The sequence below is a fragment of the Phormidesmis sp. 146-12 genome, assembly GCF_052939495.1.
Map to the genome: position 1 here is coordinate 37,382 of NZ_JBJPHS010000042.1, position 18,355 is coordinate 55,736.

16 protein-coding genes are annotated in these 18,355 nt (G+C 48.5%); 10 read left to right on the top strand and 6 right to left on the bottom strand.

The genetic code is table 11. The features are described 5' to 3' along the window. The first annotated feature begins 2 nt into the window (after positions 1-2). The 7 genes from ACKFKF_RS18195 to ACKFKF_RS18225 all read left to right on the top strand — a co-directional run bounded on the left by ACKFKF_RS18195 (position 3) and on the right by ACKFKF_RS18225 (position 6,742). Positions 3-695 carry a response regulator transcription factor gene (locus ACKFKF_RS18195; protein ID WP_446858724.1) on the top strand — a complete coding sequence of 231 codons (693 nt, stop codon included), beginning with the start codon at positions 3-5 and terminating at the stop codon, positions 693-695. After that, the gene (locus tag ACKFKF_RS18200) at positions 692-2,146 is read left to right on the top strand and encodes an ATP-binding protein (protein WP_446868988.1); all 1,455 of its coding nucleotides are present in this window, start codon (positions 692-694) and stop codon (positions 2,144-2,146) included. Before ACKFKF_RS18195 ends, ACKFKF_RS18200 begins: the two co-directional genes overlap by 4 nt. Before the next feature lie 137 nt (positions 2,147-2,283). Beyond that, entirely contained in the window at positions 2,284-2,613 is a 330-nt protein-coding gene (locus ACKFKF_RS18205; protein WP_446858722.1) for an ArsR/SmtB family transcription factor, read from the top strand. 153 nt (positions 2,614-2,766) lie between these two features. After that, on the top strand, positions 2,767-3,816 hold the full coding sequence (locus tag ACKFKF_RS18210; RefSeq protein ID WP_446868990.1) for a PstS family phosphate ABC transporter substrate-binding protein: 1,050 nt from the start codon (positions 2,767-2,769) through the stop codon (positions 3,814-3,816). Between the two features lie 347 nt (positions 3,817-4,163). Continuing rightward, complete coding sequence (locus ACKFKF_RS18215; RefSeq protein ID WP_446868992.1) at positions 4,164-5,174, top strand: ArsJ-associated glyceraldehyde-3-phosphate dehydrogenase; 1,011 nt, start codon at positions 4,164-4,166, stop codon at positions 5,172-5,174. 52 nt (positions 5,175-5,226) lie between these two features. Continuing rightward, positions 5,227-6,489: an organoarsenical effux MFS transporter ArsJ gene (gene arsJ, locus ACKFKF_RS18220; RefSeq protein ID WP_446868994.1), complete on the top strand. Its 1,263-nt coding sequence runs from the start codon at positions 5,227-5,229 to the stop codon at positions 6,487-6,489. A gap of 118 nt (positions 6,490-6,607) precedes the next feature. Then, positions 6,608-6,742, top strand: a complete 135-nt coding sequence (locus ACKFKF_RS18225) for a hypothetical protein (protein WP_446868996.1) — start codon at positions 6,608-6,610, stop codon at positions 6,740-6,742. A 102-nt stretch (positions 6,743-6,844) separates the two neighbouring features. On the opposite strand, the gene ACKFKF_RS18230 is transcribed toward ACKFKF_RS18225, so the two are convergent. The 5 genes from ACKFKF_RS18230 to ACKFKF_RS18250 all read right to left on the bottom strand — a co-directional run bounded on the left by ACKFKF_RS18230 (position 6,845) and on the right by ACKFKF_RS18250 (position 13,821). Further along, the gene (locus ACKFKF_RS18230; protein ID WP_446868998.1) at positions 6,845-7,204 is read right to left on the bottom strand and encodes a hypothetical protein; all 360 of its coding nucleotides are present in this window, start codon (positions 7,202-7,204) and stop codon (positions 6,845-6,847) included. 687 nt (positions 7,205-7,891) lie between these two features. Further along, a complete protein-coding gene (locus ACKFKF_RS18235; protein ID WP_446869000.1) occupies positions 7,892-8,851 on the bottom strand; it encodes an XdhC family protein in 960 nt (319 codons plus the stop codon). Then, complete coding sequence (gene xdhB, locus ACKFKF_RS18240) at positions 8,848-11,178, bottom strand: xanthine dehydrogenase molybdopterin binding subunit (RefSeq protein WP_446869001.1); 2,331 nt, start codon at positions 11,176-11,178, stop codon at positions 8,848-8,850. The genes ACKFKF_RS18235 and xdhB overlap by 4 nt, the downstream gene beginning before the upstream one ends. Continuing rightward, positions 11,175-12,632 carry a xanthine dehydrogenase small subunit gene (gene xdhA, locus ACKFKF_RS18245; RefSeq protein ID WP_446869002.1) on the bottom strand — a complete coding sequence of 486 codons (1,458 nt, stop codon included), beginning with the start codon at positions 12,630-12,632 and terminating at the stop codon, positions 11,175-11,177. Before xdhA ends, xdhB begins: the two co-directional genes overlap by 4 nt. Positions 12,633-12,990: 358 nt before the next feature. After that, a complete protein-coding gene (locus ACKFKF_RS18250; RefSeq protein WP_446869003.1) occupies positions 12,991-13,821 on the bottom strand; it encodes an aldo/keto reductase in 831 nt (276 codons plus the stop codon). 307 nt (positions 13,822-14,128) lie between these two features. Between ACKFKF_RS18250 and ACKFKF_RS18255 the strand changes: the two genes are divergently transcribed. Beyond that, positions 14,129-14,818: a class I SAM-dependent methyltransferase gene (locus ACKFKF_RS18255; RefSeq protein WP_446869005.1), complete on the top strand. Its 690-nt coding sequence runs from the start codon at positions 14,129-14,131 to the stop codon at positions 14,816-14,818. 30 nt (positions 14,819-14,848) lie between these two features. Here ACKFKF_RS18255 and ACKFKF_RS18260 read toward each other — a convergent pair whose 3' ends face one another. Next, positions 14,849-15,187 (bottom strand): c-type cytochrome, encoded by a 339-nt coding sequence (locus tag ACKFKF_RS18260; RefSeq protein WP_446869008.1) that lies wholly within the window; start codon positions 15,185-15,187, stop codon positions 14,849-14,851. Between the two features lie 48 nt (positions 15,188-15,235). Here ACKFKF_RS18260 and ACKFKF_RS18265 point away from each other — a divergent pair, with 48 nt between their 5' ends. Further along, the gene (locus ACKFKF_RS18265; protein ID WP_446869007.1) at positions 15,236-15,424 is read left to right on the top strand and encodes a hypothetical protein; all 189 of its coding nucleotides are present in this window, start codon (positions 15,236-15,238) and stop codon (positions 15,422-15,424) included. Between the two features lie 173 nt (positions 15,425-15,597). Continuing rightward, the gene (locus ACKFKF_RS18270; RefSeq protein WP_446869010.1) at positions 15,598-18,090 is read left to right on the top strand and encodes a CHAT domain-containing tetratricopeptide repeat protein; all 2,493 of its coding nucleotides are present in this window, start codon (positions 15,598-15,600) and stop codon (positions 18,088-18,090) included. Positions 18,091-18,355: the final 265 nt, after the last annotated feature.

The following is an 18,355-nucleotide window of genomic DNA, read 5'->3' on the forward strand; positions in this document are numbered from 1 at the left end:
CTATGGCTGCTACAACTGTTTTGCTGGTTGACGATGATACGAACCTGTGTGAAACCATACAGCTTTATGTGGAGCGGGAAGGATGGCGCTGTTTGGTGTCACACAACGGCACAGATGGCACGGCTCAAGTTCAGCGTTTTCATCCAGATTTGGTTGTGTTAGACATTATGCTGCCAGATTTGAATGGATTTCAAGTGTGTCAAGCTTTGCGTAAAGCAGACTGCTTTGTTCCGATTTTGATGTTGACCGCACGCGCTGATGAAAGCGATCGCGTTCATGGTTTAGCAAGTGGTGCTGATGATTATCTGACTAAGCCCTTTAGCGTTAAAGAACTGATTGCGCGGGTTAGAGCGCTGCTAAGACGCAGCTATAGCGTTGGCTATCGGGATGTGCGACGGGCGCGGGGAATTGTGATCGATCGCGACCAGCGGCAGGCATTTCTAAATGGCGAATTACTTGATTTGCGCGGTAGAGAGTTTGATCTGTTGGCACAGCTAGTTAATTCTCCTGGACGGGCTTATAGCCGCGAACAACTGCTAGAACACATTTGGGGCTATGACTTTGAGGGGGATGTCCGAGTCGTCGATGTTTATATTCGGAAGTTGCGGGAAAAAATTGAGCTAGACTCGGCACACCCAAGTTATCTACAAACGGTTTGGGGGGTAGGCTATCGCTTTGTCGTGGGGGAAGTATGAAACCGTGGCAGAGTGTCTCCACTCGTTTAACACTCACGCTGCTAACGGTGACATTAGGCAGTCTCATTGGGCTGTCTTGGATATTGGATTCAGCCCTAAAGCAATTTTTTGTTCAGGATGCTCAGGCGAGTTTAGAGCGACAGTCAACCGTATTAGCAGCCCAACTTTCGGCGCAGCCAGGATCGTCACTCGCTCGTCAATTATCTGACCTTACCAGCCAACAGCAGAAAGTTCAGGTAATAATTCTTGACCCATCTGCAAACGCGCAAGTCATGAGCCAGGGAGTCGCAGATTCAAGCGCGATCGAGCTTCCTTCAGACCCTATTACTAAAGCGCTGGCAGGTTCACCTCAAGCTGGGGAGTTTTGGGTCGCGATCGATGCCCAGTATCCTTGGTGGCTTTACAGTACGGCTCCGATTAAACGGGGCGATCAAATCATTGGTGCAGTCTATGTGGCGATGCCGCTCAAACGACCAAGGCAGTTTGCTGAACAAGTGAAAGGTATTGTGATGGGAATCACTATTGCAGCGACAGCGATCGCTATCACGACCGGACTTCTGCTATCGCGTACTGTGACACGCCCCCTGCAAATACTGCACCGTCAAACGCAGCGCCTTGAGGCTGGGGACTATACCGCTCGTTCTTGGCTGAAAGGAAATGATGAACTTGCTCAACTCAGTCATCTGCTAAACCAAATGGCGGACAAACTGGTTGAAACGCTTGCAGCCCTCCAATCTCAAGAAGCAGTGCGTCGAGAATTAGTTGCGAACGTCTCCCACGATTTGAGAACGCCGCTGGCCACATTGCGGATTGGACTAGAAGCCGTGATCGATGGGGTGGTGGATGGTGAGAAAGCACAGCAGTATTTGAAACGCGCTTGCCGCGAAACAGATTATTTATCTCACTTGGTTGAGCAGTTGTTGTTATTGGCAAAAGCAGATGCGGGACAACTTCAGATTCAACCAGAAGCGGTGTCTGTGGTAGCGATCGCCCAAGAATGTTTCTCTCGAATGCAAGTGTCTGCGAATAAAGCAGGACTGGAGCTAAAACTGTGTGTCAAACAAACACCACCAGCCGTGCAAATCGACCCAGCCTTGACAGGGCAAGTCATCATTAATTTACTAGATAATGCAATTAAGTATGCCTCTGATGGAAAGGTTGTTTCTTTGAACATTCTTTCTCCGGTAGAGCAGAATCAGAAATACTATGTTCCTCTCCAAGTCCAAGACTACGGGCACGGAATGGCTGCTGATGCCATTAGTCGAGCAACTGAGCGATTCTACCGAGGAGACAATTCTCGCCCTAGAGGGGGAATGGGGTTGGGATTAGCCATCGCTCAACAAGTCTGTCACTTACAGCACGGAAGTTTGCAGATTAAAAGTGAAATTAATCAAGGAACTGTGATTACATTGTTCTTACCGATCGCAGTGATGGTCAACACTTCTGGTTGATCTCGATCGCGCGGCCGACTGTACTTGTACTAATGTGTTCTAAAGAATTCAAACTCTAGAGACTTATCCACCTGTAAATCTGCCGATCGCTCAAAATTGCGCTTACAATAAGATGCTGACCAATACAAGAAAATTTGATGCAGAAAACGTCATCTCTGCCTTCGGCTTTAGTCATTTCTGGGTTTCATGCGCTTTCAGAACCGTTGCGCGTCAGAGTCATCGAGTTGCTGCGAGAACAAGAGCTTTGCGTCTGTGACCTTTGTGAAAGCTTAGAGGTGACTCAATCTAAACTATCGTTTCATCTCAAAGTTTTGAAGGAGGCGCAGCTAGTGCAGGCTCGTCAAGAAGGACGCTGGATTTATTACAGCTTAAATCTGTCGCAGTTTGTTGTCTTAGAGCAATATCTGGCAGAATTTCGTCGCTTCAGCCCAATCCTTCCCGCTCGTGTTTGTCGAGACGACGGTTAATTTACTTTTTTGTTTACATTTTGTCATCAAATATGTGTTGCAGCAGACTTGAAAGAATCAAGTTTATTTGAAACGATCAAGGAGTTCTTCACCAGGGCACTTGAAAGTGAAATTTTTATGATCATCAACTTATCACTTCCAAACAGAACGCTTTTGAGTTTATGTGTCGTGGCGGTCTCCGGATTAATTGGTTGTAGCCCTTCAAACCCAGCAGCCAATTCTAGTCAGACGCAGACGACTCCGACAGAGGTTGCTAACTCGGCTATCCCAAGTGCCCAAAGCATTCAGATTGACGGATCGAGTACGGTCTTTCCGATTAGTGACGCGATCGCCAAAGACTACAAAAAATCCAAAGAAAACAGTATCGCGATCGACGTTAAATTTTCTGGAACAACAGGCGGTTTTAGAAAGTTTTGTGCAGGAGAAATCGATATCAGCAACGCCTCTCGTCCGATCTCGAAAGACGAAATGGAAGCCTGCAACCAAAAAGGAGTGCGATATATTGAGCTTCCTGTAGCGTTTGATGCTTTGACGATCGCTGTGAATCCCCAAAATACCTGGGCACAGGACATCACGATCGCAGAGTTAAACAAAATTTGGGAATCCGATGCACAGGGCAAAATCACCAACTGGAAACAAATTCGAGCGTCCTATCCCGACCGCCCTCTCAAACTATACGGCGCGGGCAAAGATTCGGGAACGTTTGACTACTTTAACGAAGTCACCCACGGAAACCCCAAAGAGAGCCGCACTGACTACACATCCAGCGAAGACGATAACGAACTTGTCGCAGGCGTGAGCAAAGACCCGAATGCGCTCGGCTATTTTGGATTTTCTTATTACGAAGACAAGCAAAATCAGTTAAAAGCTTTAGCGATCGATTATGGCAAGGGTCAGGGAGCCGTTGCCCCGTCGCGAGAAGCGGTCGAAAAAGCAACCTACCGCCCATTTTCACGTCCCTTGTTTATCTATGTAAATGCGGAGGCAGCGCAGCGAAAACCAGAACTTCAGGAATTTGTTCTCTACTATATTCGCAATGCAAAGCGAGTTTCGGAAGTGGCACAATATATTCCCCTGCCGGATGAAGGGTATCGCCTCAGCGAACTTCACTTCTACCGACTCAAAGTTGGAACAGTGTTTGAAGGGGTTCCGCAGCCAGATTTGACGATCGGAGAACTACTGCGGAAGCAAGCCAGTTTTTAACGTGAATTCGATGAGTCTCCCCCTCGTTCTCTAGTCCGTCAGCCCTGAAAATTAAAATTTATTTTGTCTGAAAGCCCCCCAGAATCGGCAGCTTGGAGGACAGAAGATCGGGGCAGCGTAAGCGAAAGAACTCCATTGAGTTGACGTTTTTTAAGCGGTTAGCGTTCACGATCGCTCTATTTTCCTGTTGCGATCGTGAACAATCAAGCTGTGTTTGATTCAGGATTAATCAAATTTTTTAGATTTGAGATTTCTCAAAAGTTATTGAAACAAGCATTGAGATGATTGAACTAAAGGAATATACTAAATTAACTTGAAATATAGAGACAGTTTATCAGGTAACCTCTATGACCGTGCGAATTGGAATCAATGGGTTTGGCAGAATTGGTCGATTGGATTTACGAGCCGCTTGGGGCTGGCCAGAGATAGAGTTTGTCCATATCAACGAGGTAAAAGGCGGGGCAGAAACAGCAGCCCATCTGCTCAAATTTGATTCTGTACACGGGCGCTGGGCCCCAGAAGTAGAAGCGGGTGACGATCGCATTCTCATTGACAAAACAGCTCTCACCTTCAGCGAACATGCCAAACCCGGCGAGGTGCCTTGGGAAGATTACGGCGTAGATATTGTCTTGGAATGTTCTGGTAAGTTTCGCACTGCTGAAACCCTCGATCCCTACTTTAAGCGCGGGGTTAAGAAAGTGATTGTAGCGGCTCCCGTCAAACAAGGGGCGCTCAACATTGTGATGGGCATCAATGATCACCTCTACCAGCCCAACGAACACCACCTCCTCACCGCAGCATCCTGTACTACAAACTGCCTTGCCCCGGTCGTAAAAGTGATTCATGAAGGGTTGGGGATCAAGCATGGGGTAATTACGACAATCCACGACAACACCAATACCCAAACGATCGTCGATGCTCCCCACAAAGATCTGCGTCGGGCGCGGGCTACTAGCTTATCGCTGATTCCTACTACAACCGGGTCAGCAACCGCGATCGGACTCATCTATCCCGAATTAAACGGCAAGCTCAATGGTTTAGCGGTCAGAGTTCCATTGCTCAATGCGTCGCTGACAGACTGTGTGTTTGAAGTCATGCGATCGACCAGCGTTGAAGAAGTCAATCAATTGCTAAAAACAGCGGCTGAGGGTTCACTAAATGGCATTTTGGGCTATGAAGAACGGCCCTTGGTGTCGATCGATTACAAAGATGATCCCCGTTCCTCAATCATTGATGCTCTTTCCACAATGGTGGTTAATCAAACTCAGGTAAAAATTCTCGCTTGGTATGACAACGAATGGGGCTACTCCAATCGCATGGTAGAGCTTGCGAGAAAAGTTGCAATCAGCTTGAAATAGGTTCGAGTTTGTCTTTCACTGACCATTCAGCACTCCTACTTCCTCACCTCTCATGGCAACTTCTACCGCGTCTCGTGCCAACTTCAAGCACTACATTCTCGTCACCCTGACCTATTGGGGCTTCACGATTACTGATGGGGCCCTGCGGCTGTTGGTACTGCTCTACTTTAATAACATTGGCTATACCCCGATTCAGATTGCCTCGCTGTTTCTGTTTTACGAAGTCTTTGGAGTGGTTACAAACTTCTTGGGCGGCTGGATTGGGTCTCAGTTGGGGCTAAAGGTGACACTCTATACGGGGATTGGGCTACAAATCTTTTCTCTGGTGTTGTTGTCCTTTCTTAATCCTGGCTGGGCGCAATGGTTAGCGGTGCTATATGTGATGGTGGCTCAAGCATTTTCAGGCATTGCTAAAGACTTGACCAAAATGAGTACCAAAAGTGCCATTCGATTAGTTGTACCGCAGGATGCTCAGTCTGCTTTGTTTAAGTGGGTTGCGATTCTGACAGGTTCTAAGAATGCGCTTAAAGGAGTCGGCTTTTTTGTGGGCAGTGCCCTACTAGGATTGTTTGGTTTCGTTAATTCCTTGTGGATTATGGCGGGAGGCTTGTCTCTATTGTTGTTTACGGGCTTGTTTCTGCCGAAGGGAATGGGCAAAATTAAGGCAAAAGTTAAGTTTACTCAACTCTTTTCTAAGAGCCGTGAGATCAACATTTTGTCTGCGGCGCGATTCTTTTTGTTTGGCTCTAGAGATGTCTGGTTTGTCGTCGGATTGCCTGTCTTTTTGCGGAGCGTTTTGGGGTGGTCGTTTTATCAAGTCGGCGGCTTTCTCGCCTGTTGGGTGATTGGCTATGGCATTATTCAATCCCTTTCTCCGACGCTAATTCGACGATTTGGATCGAGTCGTCCGCCTCAGTCAAAGACAGTTCAATTTTGGACATCAGTGCTTACTGTGGTTCCGGCAGTGATCGCGATCTCTCTGCAATCGGGAGTTTCTGCAAATGTCGCGATCGTGGGTGGGCTGCTTTTGTTTGGCGTTGTCTTTGCGTTTAACTCTGCTGTTCATTCTTATTTAGTTCTAGCATTCACCGACGATGACAAAGTAGCGTTAAATGTCGGCTTTTACTACATGGCAAATTCGGGGGGGCGACTAGCGGGGACGGTGTTATCTGGGTTGGTGTATCAGTTTTATGGGTTAGTAGGCTGTTTGTGGGTTTCGACCATTTTAGTGTTAGCGGCGGCAGTGATTACTCGCAAACTGCCTGATCCTCAGCCGAGCCGAGAGATTGCCTGGAAAGCGGAAGGCGGTGATTGAGGTTTCTGTTTGATTCATATTTCGCCAATTGCTGGAAAAATGCTGTTGATGGTGATCGCCCGTCGGTACGATCGACACACAATTCATCAAGAATCTTGATCTTGCGGAAGATGGCACGATGAAAGATTCGCCTTACCGCGATCGCGTAATTGATGTGATGGAAGAACTCTACAAATTTACATTGCTGTTGAGAGAACAAGTAGATTACCTAACCGATCGCTATAGTGAACGCAAAGAGAAAAAGGTGGAGTGAGTGTGATGATCACCACCATACCAAGATGAATGGCACTGACTTAGGAAATTTAAGGGTTTTGATCTCCTGAATCAGTGCAGTTCCTTGGATGGGGCGCGAATATTATGGGGTCGATCGCTCCATCTTTTGTCGCTGTCGAGTCAGAATACTCATCACTTCACCAAACGAGGGTGCAGGCAGTAAAGGACTCCAATCGGTGGCATTTGCAAATCGTCGGACGTGTAGATTTTGAATTGTCTCCGTTACCCCATCCGAGGAACCGATAATTAACACTCGCAGGATTTCAAACTCATCAGAGTGAGGAATCGCAACGTCAGGTAAAAGATCCTGAAGCGGAATGCGAAGCGAAGTAATCGTGAAACGGGGAATGGAATCGGGAAGGAAACGGCGTTGAATTAATTCTAGAAATGCGTAGGCGAAATCGCACAGCCAAAAGCCAGCGTTCAAAAGGCGCTCTGCCATGTAGGTACTCCAATTTTAGGTCTCCAAAGAAACCCAAAAAACTAGCCGCCCCAAAGAGCAGAACAAGTCGGAGCGACCAAAGGAGTGATAAAATCCTCCATTAGCCCTCTTGACTGGGAACAGCAGTCTTGCGGGTTAGCTGCCCTTCGTTGCTTGCTACAACTTGGGGCGGCGACAGACTCAGTTTTTTGGGCGATCGGACAACTTTCCCGTGACGAAAAGATGTCCTTGATTTGAGAGAATATCTGGAATTTTGATTCTCGTCAAGTAGAGATTGCAGTAATTTTGTGAAGCGAGCCGTTTGATAAGTGAACGTGAATTCGATGAAATCGTTCGCTACGGTGATTAATCCGGGCAGCCCCTAAATTCCCCATTCTGGGGGACTTTGAACCAGAAGTCTGATCTTAAAGTCCCCCAAAGTTGGGCTACCGTGTACACACAAGTTGATTGATCCGTCATTGCCGAGACCCTTCGCCCCCTAAATCCCCCAAAATTGGGGGACTTTGAATGCTAGGCAATCTCTCTGGGTCAAAGTCCCCCAGATTGGGGGATTTAGGGGGCTGAAGCCGATTGAAACGAAGCGATTCCGGACTTGTGTGTACACGGTAGCAAAGTTGGGGGGGTGGGGGGCAGAAGACTAAAACAACGCAGCGAAAAGTCTCAATCGAATTTACGTCAACAAATTCCTTAGACTTTAAAGCGCTTGCTCAGACAACGGCCAGTGCCCCCACGACGCACCAAAATCAGTTCTGCAACGATGCTGATAGCAATCTCTTCGGGAGTCAGTGCCCCAATATCAAGACCGATCGGCGCATAAATCGATCGCAATCTACTTTGAGAAATTCCTCTGTCTTCTAGTGATTGATAAACCTGTCGCACTCGTTTCTCGCTGCCAATCATCCCAATGTATTGACAATTTAATTTTTGGTTTAATAACGTTTCTAAAGCCATTAGATCTTGTTGATAGCCGCGTGTCACTAGCGCAACGTACAGCATTGTGTGATCTGCAAATTGACCAATCACATCAGCGATCGCTTCAGTGTAAATTTTGGAGGCGTGAGGGTAACGGGTTGCATTCGCCCATTCAGCGCGATCGTCCTGTACGACAATTTGAAATCCGCTCAAGTGCGCGACTTTTGCCAACTGTTGGCCGACGTGTCCTGCACCGATGATCAGCAACGTGGGCGGAGGCTGTAGCGTTTCTGTAAAACTGTTGGGGGTTGATTCGTTTAGCAAATGAGGCAACTGATCTGCATCAAAGGGTGTGACCAACGTTGCGGATTGTCCGGCTTTGAGACGATGTAGAATTTGTTGAACTAGAGAAATTGCCCACTCTCCAGACCACCGTTCTAGCCACACCTGCATTTTGCCTCCACAAACGCCCTGAGTTTTTCGCTGAGGGGTTCCTGTGAGATCAATTTCGACAAACTGTTTTTTGCCTGTTTGCAGCACGATCGCGGCTTGCTCAATGATCGAAGCTTCTCCCGCGCCGCCCCCAATGGTTGAGAAGATCCGATTGTGAGCGCCGATGATCATCTTTGCGCCGACTTCTCTGGGCACCGAACCTTTGACACTGACCACCGTTGCGACCACGACGGATTCTTGACCTAACCATTCAGCCAATCGAGCATAAAAATCCAGCGTCATGTCACCAAAACGGGATCAACAATAGAAGCAGCCGGAGTCCGAACCTGCTCGATCGCCCACAGGGTGACTTCTGGAGTCAAGGGAGACGAAAGGGGCACTTGATTGGGTTGTCCAAACGCGGCAATGGCTTCTCGAATCGCTTCTCGGACGGCGATCGCCAACATAAACGGAGGCTCCCCGATCGCTTTGCTGCCATAGATCACACCATCTTGTGCGGCTCGTTCTAGTAAGTGTACGTTGAAGTGTTCGGGAACTTCGCTAATCGTGGGAATTTTGTAAGTACTGGGGGCATCGGTTCGCAGTCGTCCTTGAGCATCCCACACCAATTCTTCCATCGTCAGCCAGCCCATTCCCTGCACAAATCCGCCTTCGATTTGACCTTGATCGACTAGCGGATTCAACGACTCGCCCACATCATGCACAATGTCTACTTGGCGTAGTTTGAATGTGCCCGTAAAGCCGTCTACTTCTACTTCACAGACCGCAGCACCATACGCAAAATAATAGAACGGCCGACCTTTGCCTGTGGTTTCATCCCAATAGATATTCGGCGTGCGGTAATAGCCCGTAGCAGACAGACTAATGCGATCGCTATAAGCCTGCTTCACCACATCAGCAAAGTTGACAGAAAGTTGGGGATAGCTGCGACAGAAGATGCGATCGTCTTCAAACACCAGATCTTCGGGCGTATCCAACATCATCATTCTCACCGCCACCGTCGCCAGCCTTTCTCGAATCGTTTCACACGCATTTTTGACCGCCTGACCATTCAAATCTGAGCCACTCGAAGCGGCTGTTGCAGAGGTATTCGGTACTTTGTCAGTGCTAGTCGGCATCATGCGAAACCGTTCTAACTTCACGCCCAAGGCTTGAGACGCAACTTGTAGCATTTTGGTGTGCAGTCCTTGCCCCATCTCTGTGCCACCGTGGTTGAGTTGAATGCTGCCATCGGCATAGACAAGAATCAACGCTCCCGCCTGATTGTATTGAGTCTTGTTGAAGGAGATCCCAAACTTGACGGGCGTGATAGCCAACCCACGTTTTTTGTAAGCATTGGACTGATTGAATTGCGCGATCGCGATCTTCCGTTCTGCGAAATTGGCGTTGGCTTTGGCTTCATTCCAAATGCGCGTCAGCCGATTGTCGTAGAGTTCTTGTCCGTAGTGCGTGGTATTCGTTTCGCCAGCCCCATGATAGAAATTGCTCTCGCGCACCCCATCCGGCGGCAGATTCAAATGGCGGGCAATGCGATCGATCACTTCTTCGATCACAATCATCCCTTGTGGGCCACCAAATCCCCGAAACGCTGTATTCGAGACACGATTCAGTTTAGCAATCTGCCCTCGCACTTCCACATGAGGAATGTAGTAGGCATTGTCTACATGCAGCATTGCCCTTAACAGAACGGGAGGCGACAGATCGAGACTCCAGCCGCCATCCGCATAGAGATCCACATCCAAAGCAGTGATCATGCCATCTGCCGTAAAGCCAACTTTGTATTGACCCAGATAGCCGTGTCGTTTGCCCGTGAGAATCATATCGTGGTGTCGTCTCAGCTTGACTCGTGCGGGACGGCCGGTTTTGTGAGCGGCGATCGCAGCCACCGATGCAAACGGATTCGCCTGAGATTCTTTGCCGCCAAATCCACCACCCATTCTCAAACAGGTCACAACCACTTGGTTACTTGACACACCCAACACTCGCGCCACAATGATCTGAGTTTCAGTCGGGTGCTGTGTTGATGAATAAACCTGATAGTGTCCCTCGCCATCCGGAATCACCCAACTCGCCTGAGTTTCGAGGTAGAAGTGATCTTGTCCATTCATTTCGACTTCCCCTTCCAGGCAAAAGTCTGAAGTTTGAAGTGCCGCTTGCGGGTCGCCTCGACGAACTAACTGCGATCGATTGTGAAAGCTCTGAGCAACAATGGCATCTTTAATGCTCAAGATCGGCTCCAATGGCTCATAGTCAACGACTACTTTTTCGGCTCCTAGTCGAGCGGCGGTCTCAGTTTCACCAACCACCCAAGTAACCGCCTGTCCCCAGTAGCTTACTTCATCCGTGGCTAGTAACACTTCATCGTGAACAATCACCCCAGTATTGTTTTCTCCCGGCACATCATCAGCAGTCAGAACCGTTACAACACCCTCCACCTCGTAAGCCGCAGACACATCGATTTTTGTAATCCGTGCCTTCGCATGGGGAGACAGAACGGGGAATAGCGACAACATACCCGCAGGAATGCGCTGATCGTCTGTGTAGACTGCTGTTCCGCTGACGTGAGCTTCTGCACTTTCATGACTTTTGCGTTTGCCAACTGCGCTCATGATGCAAGTTCCCCTAGCTTGTGTGCTTCACCGAATTCTACAAAAAACTTCTCAAACAGATTCGCCACTAACAGCTTCCGATAGTCTGCACTGCCTCTCAAATCCGTCAACGGGGTAAAGGCTTGTTTGAGGGCTGACTTTGCCTGCTGCACTGTTTCAGCATTCCAGAGCTTGCCGATTAATAGGTCTTCAACGGCGATCGCTCTCACAGGCGTTGCGGCTACTCCTCCATAAGCCAGTCGAGCGTGAATAATTCGCTGATCTGCATCCAGATCAATCACAAATGCCGCCGCCACAATGCTGATATCGTCCGTTCCGCGCTTACCGATTTTGTAGGATTGACTGCGGCGATTGATCCCGCTCACTTTAGGAATCCGTACTGAAACAATCACTTCACCTGGCTGTAAATCGGTTTGTCGATATCCCTTAAAAAAGTCGATTAGAGGAATGGTGCGTTCACTTCTAGCGCTGGCTAATCGCAACGTGGCATCAAGGGATAAGAGAACGGGAGGCAGATCCCCGATCGGGGAAGCCGTCCCAATATTGCCGCCCAACGTAGCACGAGTCCGAACTTGCCGAGCCGCAAACCAAAACAGCATCTCATCCAAACTAGGAAAGACTCCCCGCAGCCGCTCCTCAAAGTGACTCAACGGCACAGCCGCCCCAATTTCTACAAAGTCTGATGTGTTCTCCAGCGTTTTCAATTCTGCTACCGCTTCGAGTGAGATGAGGACAGGAAACGATTGGCGATGGTAGCTAATTTCTAATCCTAAATCGGTTCCCCCAGCAATCAACTTTGCATCGGGGTACTCATTCATCAATGCAAAGACTTCTTCTAATCGAGTCGGACGATAAAAGAACTGTTCGTTGCCGTGATATCGAATTTCGTTCAGATTCGCGTCCGTATGTTTCAGCCGTTCTTCAAAGTAATCAGTTGACTCATCCGATTGCTGGGCGACCCCTTGCGGGGAACTCGAAGAGATCGCTTCCTGGGCCGCCCGTCGAATCGCGAGATAACCCGTACAGCGACACAGATTTCCCTCGACACAAGCATCATTTAAATTGCGATCGTAATAAGCCGCAAACAAACTCATCACAAATCCCGGCGTACAGTACCCACATTGAGAACCGCCCGTTTTCACCATCGCCGCCTGTACTGGATGCAGTGCTTCCTGACTCACCCCTTCAACCGTGACAATTTCTCGCCCCGCCACCGACCCCAACGGAATTAGGCAGCTATTGACGGCTTGATATTGAGGCTGACCATGAGTGCCCTGAGCGACGATCGCCACCGTACAAGCTCCACAGTCTCCATCACCACAGCCTTCTTTAGTCCCAATCCGTCCACTCTGCCGCAAATATTCCAGCAAAGTCATCGTCGGCGACACGTCTTTGAGTCGAACGGTTGCCCCATTAATCATGAGAGTCAGATAGTTTTCGATAGCTTGGGTCACGTCTCAATGAATTGTAAAGGACTGATCAATACAAGTAATCTTAGCGCTTCACCCAAGGTCTCAACTGGTTCAAAGTCCATTAAATTGGGGGGTTGGGGAGCAAAACGCCAAACAACGAAGCGAATGAATTTTTTCAAATTGAAGCTTGATCGCTCTCTTGCATACTGTATTCACTTTGTCGTTGATGATGTGTACTGACCTATACTTTTCAGCCAAAAAACCGTTCACCCTCACTCACCCAGGGCAAAGCCTGCCCCCATTTTTTGTTAAACACAAAAGAATCTAATGGCTTGCGTTGACGAGGAGAAAACTCACGATCGCGAGATTGCTCCGACAGCGGGTTATTTGCAGGTGACTTTTAAAGCATTTCTAGTGGTTTTGCAGTACGAGGCGGCGGAAAGGCTTGATTCAAATCAGCTAGATCTTCTGGCGTTAAGACGATCTCAAGCGCTGCATAATTTTCACGAATGCGATCGGGATGACTCGACTTTGGAATCACCATCACATCCTTTGGCTGAAGTAACCAGGCGATCGCGATCTGGGCCGGAGATGCAGTGTGTCGATCGGCAACCGTTTTCAAAGTGGAATTCTTCAACAATCTGCCTTGTTCGATCGGTGAGTAAGCCATGAGAGGAATGCTATTTTTGCGACACCAAGGCAACAAGTCCCACTCGACTCCACGACGGCTGAGATTGTAGAGAACTTGATTCGTCGCCGTCAAACCTTGATCAAACTGGCGGGCTTCTTCCATATCAGAGCGATCGAAGTTACTCACCCCAAAATCGAGAATTTTTCCAGCCTGACGCAGTATGTGAAATGCCTCAAACGTGTCTGATAAAGGAACTGAACCGCGCCAGTGTAGCAAATAAAGATCCAGATAATCAGTGCCCAGTCGCTTTAGGCTACGATCGCACGCCTGTATCACGCCCTGACGAGTGGCATTGTGCGGATAAACCTTGCTGACGAGAAACACTTGATCTCGCCGTCCCGAAATGGCTTTGCCGACGATCGTTTCTGCGCCGCCTTCTCCATACATTTCAGCGGTGTCGATTAGAGTCATTCCCAGATCCAATCCCAGGCTTAGGGCATCGGTTTCGGCTTTGCGGGTGCGATCGGCTTCTCCCATTCGCCAAGTGCCCTGTCCCAAAATGGGCATTGGTCTTCCAGACGGCAGTTTGACTGTCCACATAGTCTGCAATTCACCTGATCAATTAGTTAATCAATTAATAGTAAGGACACTCAGATCTGTAATCAAGATAGAAAAGGCATAAATTTTGTGGCTTAATCAACCCTCTAAACCGCCAAACTTCTCGAATGGGTCTATCAAAGACTGCCTGAAATGATAACGGAATGCTAGCGTAAATGGGGACTTGTGTAAGCAAGGAATCGAATGAGTTTGTTTACGTTACTCATTCTGAAAATATGGTGAGGGTTTCTGCATCACTTTCTGGAGTAGCATAGTCAGTCCAGCAATCGTTAGTTTGAGGTGGCGAATAATGGTAACGAAGTTGCAGCAGTTGGTCAAGACGATCTCAAGATCCACACTTTTGAGCAGAGGCCGTAATCTCTGGACTTTGAACCAACAGGATTGGAACCTACCTTTAACAAGGATAGAAAAGTTATTGATTGGAGCGTATTTGATTTTGGATGACTACTCGCGTGGAGAGTTTCCTCCAAAATTTAATGATGAGAAAACGACTCATGACGCAGAGATCGCTTACCGTTTTTCATTGCCAGAAGTCACTGCCTCCGAAGTTGCTGAAAGTGAGCTTCGCAAACCATTTTGGTTTGGATATGGAACAAGAAAGTATCTTACAGACCTTATCGATCTCGTGGTCATGCTTGAAAGACTACAGATTCATCCGCCACAAAAACTACTCGAACTTGGATGCGGATCTGGATGGATGTCAGAATCACTAGCTTTAATGAAGTTTGATGTAGTGGGTACTTCAATCTCTCCTCATGATATTAGGGATGCTGAGACTAGGATTAAAAGCTTTGAAGCGAAAAATCTCAAGGTCAACCTAGAATTCATTGAAGTTCCAATGGAAACAGTTGCGGCAGCAGTCCCACATCAGGGGTTATTTGATGCTGTATTAGTTTTTGAAGCATTGCACCACGCTTATGACTGGAGGAAAGGGGGCGTTCCTGGATCTAAAAGCGAAGCGAAGCGTTCATCGAACTGACGGTAAAAAGATACACGCTACCAGCCTTTCTCAGCCTTCTAATACATAGGCAGTCACAGAGGCAATTTGTTCTTCCGTGAGGCGACCTCTGAAAGCGGGCATTGCGCCTTTACCTTTCGTGACCTGAGTGACGATCGCCGCTGTCGTATCTTTAGCATTGGCAACCAGAGCATCTTTCTTCAACGTCTTGGCAGCATCGATCACGTTTCCGCCGCCCATATGACAGGATGCACAGTTTACATTAAAGACTTTGGCACCTGCGGCAATATCAGCATCCGCGAGAGCAGGCTGGTCAGACTCATAAATAACAGAGCCACTGTAAAAATGAGTGTTAGAAGTGTTCTCATTGAGGATCAGTAGATCGAGAATTCTTTAGGAAAGGGGTAGAGTCAGGCAAGAAAGAATTGAAATTACGCCATGACTCCGGCATCCCCAAGTTCAGTATCTGCCCTTCCCGCCTTGACGGATGAATCGACTTTGAGCGCAACCCTCGATCGTCTGCTCAAACATTTGACCGTTCCCACCCAAGGCGCTATCGAGATCCCCGCACCACCGAAACTGGACAACAGCGACAACACCTGGTTCAAACCTTGCAGCAGCGGATAGAGCAGTTAGGGTATCAGGTTCAACTGACTCCCATTGCCGCCGCTCAATCACCCGTCTAATCCTCTATTTTCAAAGCGAGTCTAATATGTAGCTGTGAGTAGCAAAATTAACGATCGTGGCTAGAATAGAGGCACTCTAAACCCGGTAGTACTCCGTTCCACATTTTGCGTTCTATGAGAGGCATTCCTGCTCGGCTCCTGACTATCTCGGCGATCGCAGCACTTCTGACAATCGCCCCTGCGGTTTGGGTGCAAGCTCAATCGATTGCGCCAGGCAAACCCCAAGCTGACCGACTGTTCAAAACGGGTAGTGACTATCTCAAACAAAATGTTCTAGTTCCAGCTTCTCAATCTTTGGAGCAAGCCCTGAGCGCCTATCGTGCGATCGCAGATATCGAAGGACAAAGGGCTGTTTTGCTGCAATTAGCGATCGCTGAAGTTCGATTAGGCAAATATGACCAGGCTTTCAGTCGCACTCAGCAAGCCCAAGCCCTTCCGGGTCGTCATTCTTCTCAAGGCGCGATTCTCAGTACGCAAGGCTCAATTCAATTAGAACGGGGCAACTACCGAGAAGCTTTGCGATTGTTTAGGGCGGCAGCAGGAGGACAAGGCGCAGACATCGGTGCAGAAACTCGTAATCGTCTGGGAATCGGCGAAACGCTACACGCATTAGGATTTTATACACAGGCACTCGACGTTTTACTGCTAGCCATTCGTGCGCCGGGCGATCGCGGCGATCAGGGTCGTGCTTTGAATGCGATCGCAGATGTCTACTTCAGCTTGGGACAATACGACACGGCAAAAAACTACTACAATCAAGCGCTAGCAGTGCGTCAAGGGGCCGGGGATTGGTTGAGCTACGATCGAACACTTCAAAGTCTGGGGCGGGTCAGTCAAGTTCTCAAACAACTCAACCAGTCGCAAACCTATTATCAGCAAGCGCTGAAAGGAATGACCGGGCGGGGAGACCAGACTGGAAAGGTCAGTGTGTTTCGAGGAATGGCTCAACTGGCAGCAGAGCAAGCCAATCCCAAACAGGCACTTTCTTACTACGAACAAGCGTTAGCAACAACTCGTCTGGCGGGTGATGCAGGTCGAGTAGCCGTTCTGAACGATTTAGGATTTTTCTACAAAAGTCAAAACCAGTTTGAGTCTGCGATCGCGACCTTAGAAGATGCGCTGAGACTAGCCCAACGCAATGGAGATGTGCAGGGTGAAATCAGAGCCTTGAGCGGGATTGGAGAAACTCGGTTACAGCTTGATCAAAAACTTAACCAAAAACAATCCGGACAAGCCAAACAGGCTTCCAAAGTTCTGCAAACTGCGATCGAACGGTTTGAATCTTTGCGCCCTGGGCTGCGAGATGCAGATAAAGTTGCGCTGTTTGAAACCCACGCTCATATCTATCGATTGCAGCAGCAAGCCCTGATTCGCCAAAATCAGCCTGCCCAGGCATTAGCGATCGCAGAGCGAGGACGAGCCAGAGCCTTTGTCGAACTGCTCTCACAGCGCTTAAAAGAAGAAATCGCCAACATTCAACCGCCCACCGTGACCGAGATTCAGACGATCGCCAAACAGCAACGAGCCACGATCGTCACCTATTCGATTATCTACGGCGCAAATCACGAAGAATCTGAACTCTATAGCTGGGTCGTCAAACCAACCGGAGAAATCAATTTTCGCCAAGTTGACCTCAGCAAACTGCAAAATCGACCGAATTCGATAGACACGCCTACAGTCAAATCTCGCGGGGCTGCTCCTGAAGGAAGTGACTCATTCATAACGAATTTTGTGATGGCTATCCGAGGCACTATCACGCAACCGACAGAAAGCGCTTCAGAGCCTTCGACCGTTTTATCCTCGACTCAAACTGCCTATCAAATCTTGATTCAATCGATCGCTGATTTATTGCCCAGAGATAGCACCGATCGCGTCATCTTCATTCCCCAAGATGCCCTTTTTCTTGTCCCCTTTGCTGCCCTCCAGGATGCGAAGGGTCAGTATTTAATTCAAAAGCATTCAGTTCAGGTGTCTCCTTCAATTCAAGCTTTGACGCTGGCTCGATCGCGCCTATCAAATCAGAAGTCTGCGCTCATTGTGGGCAACCCAACGCCCATGCCGAACAACTTGCCTAACCTACCGGGAAGCGAACGAGAAGCGAATGCGATCGCGCAGTTATTAAACACTCAAGCGATCGTCGGTCGAGAGGCCACTAAATCGCGCATCCTTAAAAGAATTTCTCAGGCTTCCATCATTCACCTTGCGACCCACGGGCTACTCAACGACAGACAAGCTCTCCAAAGTTCGCTGGCTCTTTCTGCGTCTGATCAAGGCGGACTGCTCACGGCTGAAGAAATTTTTGATCTGCGATTAGGGGCTGACCTCGCGGTTTTGAGCGCTTGCAACACAGGACGCGGCAAAATTACAGGAGATGGCGTGATTGGTTTATCGCGATCGCTGATGTCGGCTGGCGTTCCGAGTGTGGTTGTTTCGCTTTGGCTGGTTCCCGATGAAGCAACGGCTTACTTAATGAATAGCTTTTATCGTCAACTCAAACAAGGCTCAGACAAAGCGAGAGCCTTACAGCAAGCGATGTTAGACACCCAGAAAAAGTATCCTGACCCCAAAGACTGGGCAGGCTTTACCCTGGTCGGAACCGCAGATTAAAGAACTGTACTTCCTCAGCAATCTATGGATTCGATGAGATGGTTCGCTTCGATTGTAGAGTTGGGTTGCCCCTAAATCCCCCACAAGTGAGAGACTTTGAACTAAATTCACGTGAATTCGATGATAATCCTTCGCTACGGTTACCACTCCGGGCAGCCCCCTAAATCCCCCACAAGTGAGGGACTTTGAACGAGAATATTGTCTCAAAGTCCCCCAAAATTGGGGGGTTGGGGGGCAGAAGTGCCCAATAACGAAGCGAGAAAAC

Coding starts and splice junctions, on each gene's coding strand:
- ACKFKF_RS18195 (WP_446858724.1), top strand. CDS start 3: ATGGCTGCTACAACTGTTTTGCTGGTTGACGATGATACGAACCTGTGT.
- ACKFKF_RS18200 (WP_446868988.1), top strand. CDS start 692: ATGAAACCGTGGCAGAGTGTCTCCACTCGTTTAACACTCACGCTGCTA.
- ACKFKF_RS18205 (WP_446858722.1), top strand. CDS start 2,284: ATGCAGAAAACGTCATCTCTGCCTTCGGCTTTAGTCATTTCTGGGTTT.
- ACKFKF_RS18215 (WP_446868992.1), top strand. CDS start 4,164: ATGACCGTGCGAATTGGAATCAATGGGTTTGGCAGAATTGGTCGATTG.
- arsJ (WP_446868994.1), top strand. CDS start 5,227: ATGGCAACTTCTACCGCGTCTCGTGCCAACTTCAAGCACTACATTCTC.
- ACKFKF_RS18225 (WP_446868996.1), top strand. CDS start 6,608: ATGAAAGATTCGCCTTACCGCGATCGCGTAATTGATGTGATGGAAGAA.
- ACKFKF_RS18230 (WP_446868998.1), bottom strand. CDS start 7,204: ATGGCAGAGCGCCTTTTGAACGCTGGCTTTTGGCTGTGCGATTTCGCC.
- ACKFKF_RS18235 (WP_446869000.1), bottom strand. CDS start 8,851: ATGACGCTGGATTTTTATGCTCGATTGGCTGAATGGTTAGGTCAAGAA.
- xdhB (WP_446869001.1), bottom strand. CDS start 11,178: ATGAGCGCAGTTGGCAAACGCAAAAGTCATGAAAGTGCAGAAGCTCAC.
- ACKFKF_RS18250 (WP_446869003.1), bottom strand. CDS start 13,821: ATGTGGACAGTCAAACTGCCGTCTGGAAGACCAATGCCCATTTTGGGA.
- ACKFKF_RS18255 (WP_446869005.1), top strand. CDS start 14,129: ATGGTAACGAAGTTGCAGCAGTTGGTCAAGACGATCTCAAGATCCACA.
- ACKFKF_RS18265 (WP_446869007.1), top strand. CDS start 15,236: ATGACTCCGGCATCCCCAAGTTCAGTATCTGCCCTTCCCGCCTTGACG.
- ACKFKF_RS18270 (WP_446869010.1), top strand. CDS start 15,598: ATGAGAGGCATTCCTGCTCGGCTCCTGACTATCTCGGCGATCGCAGCA.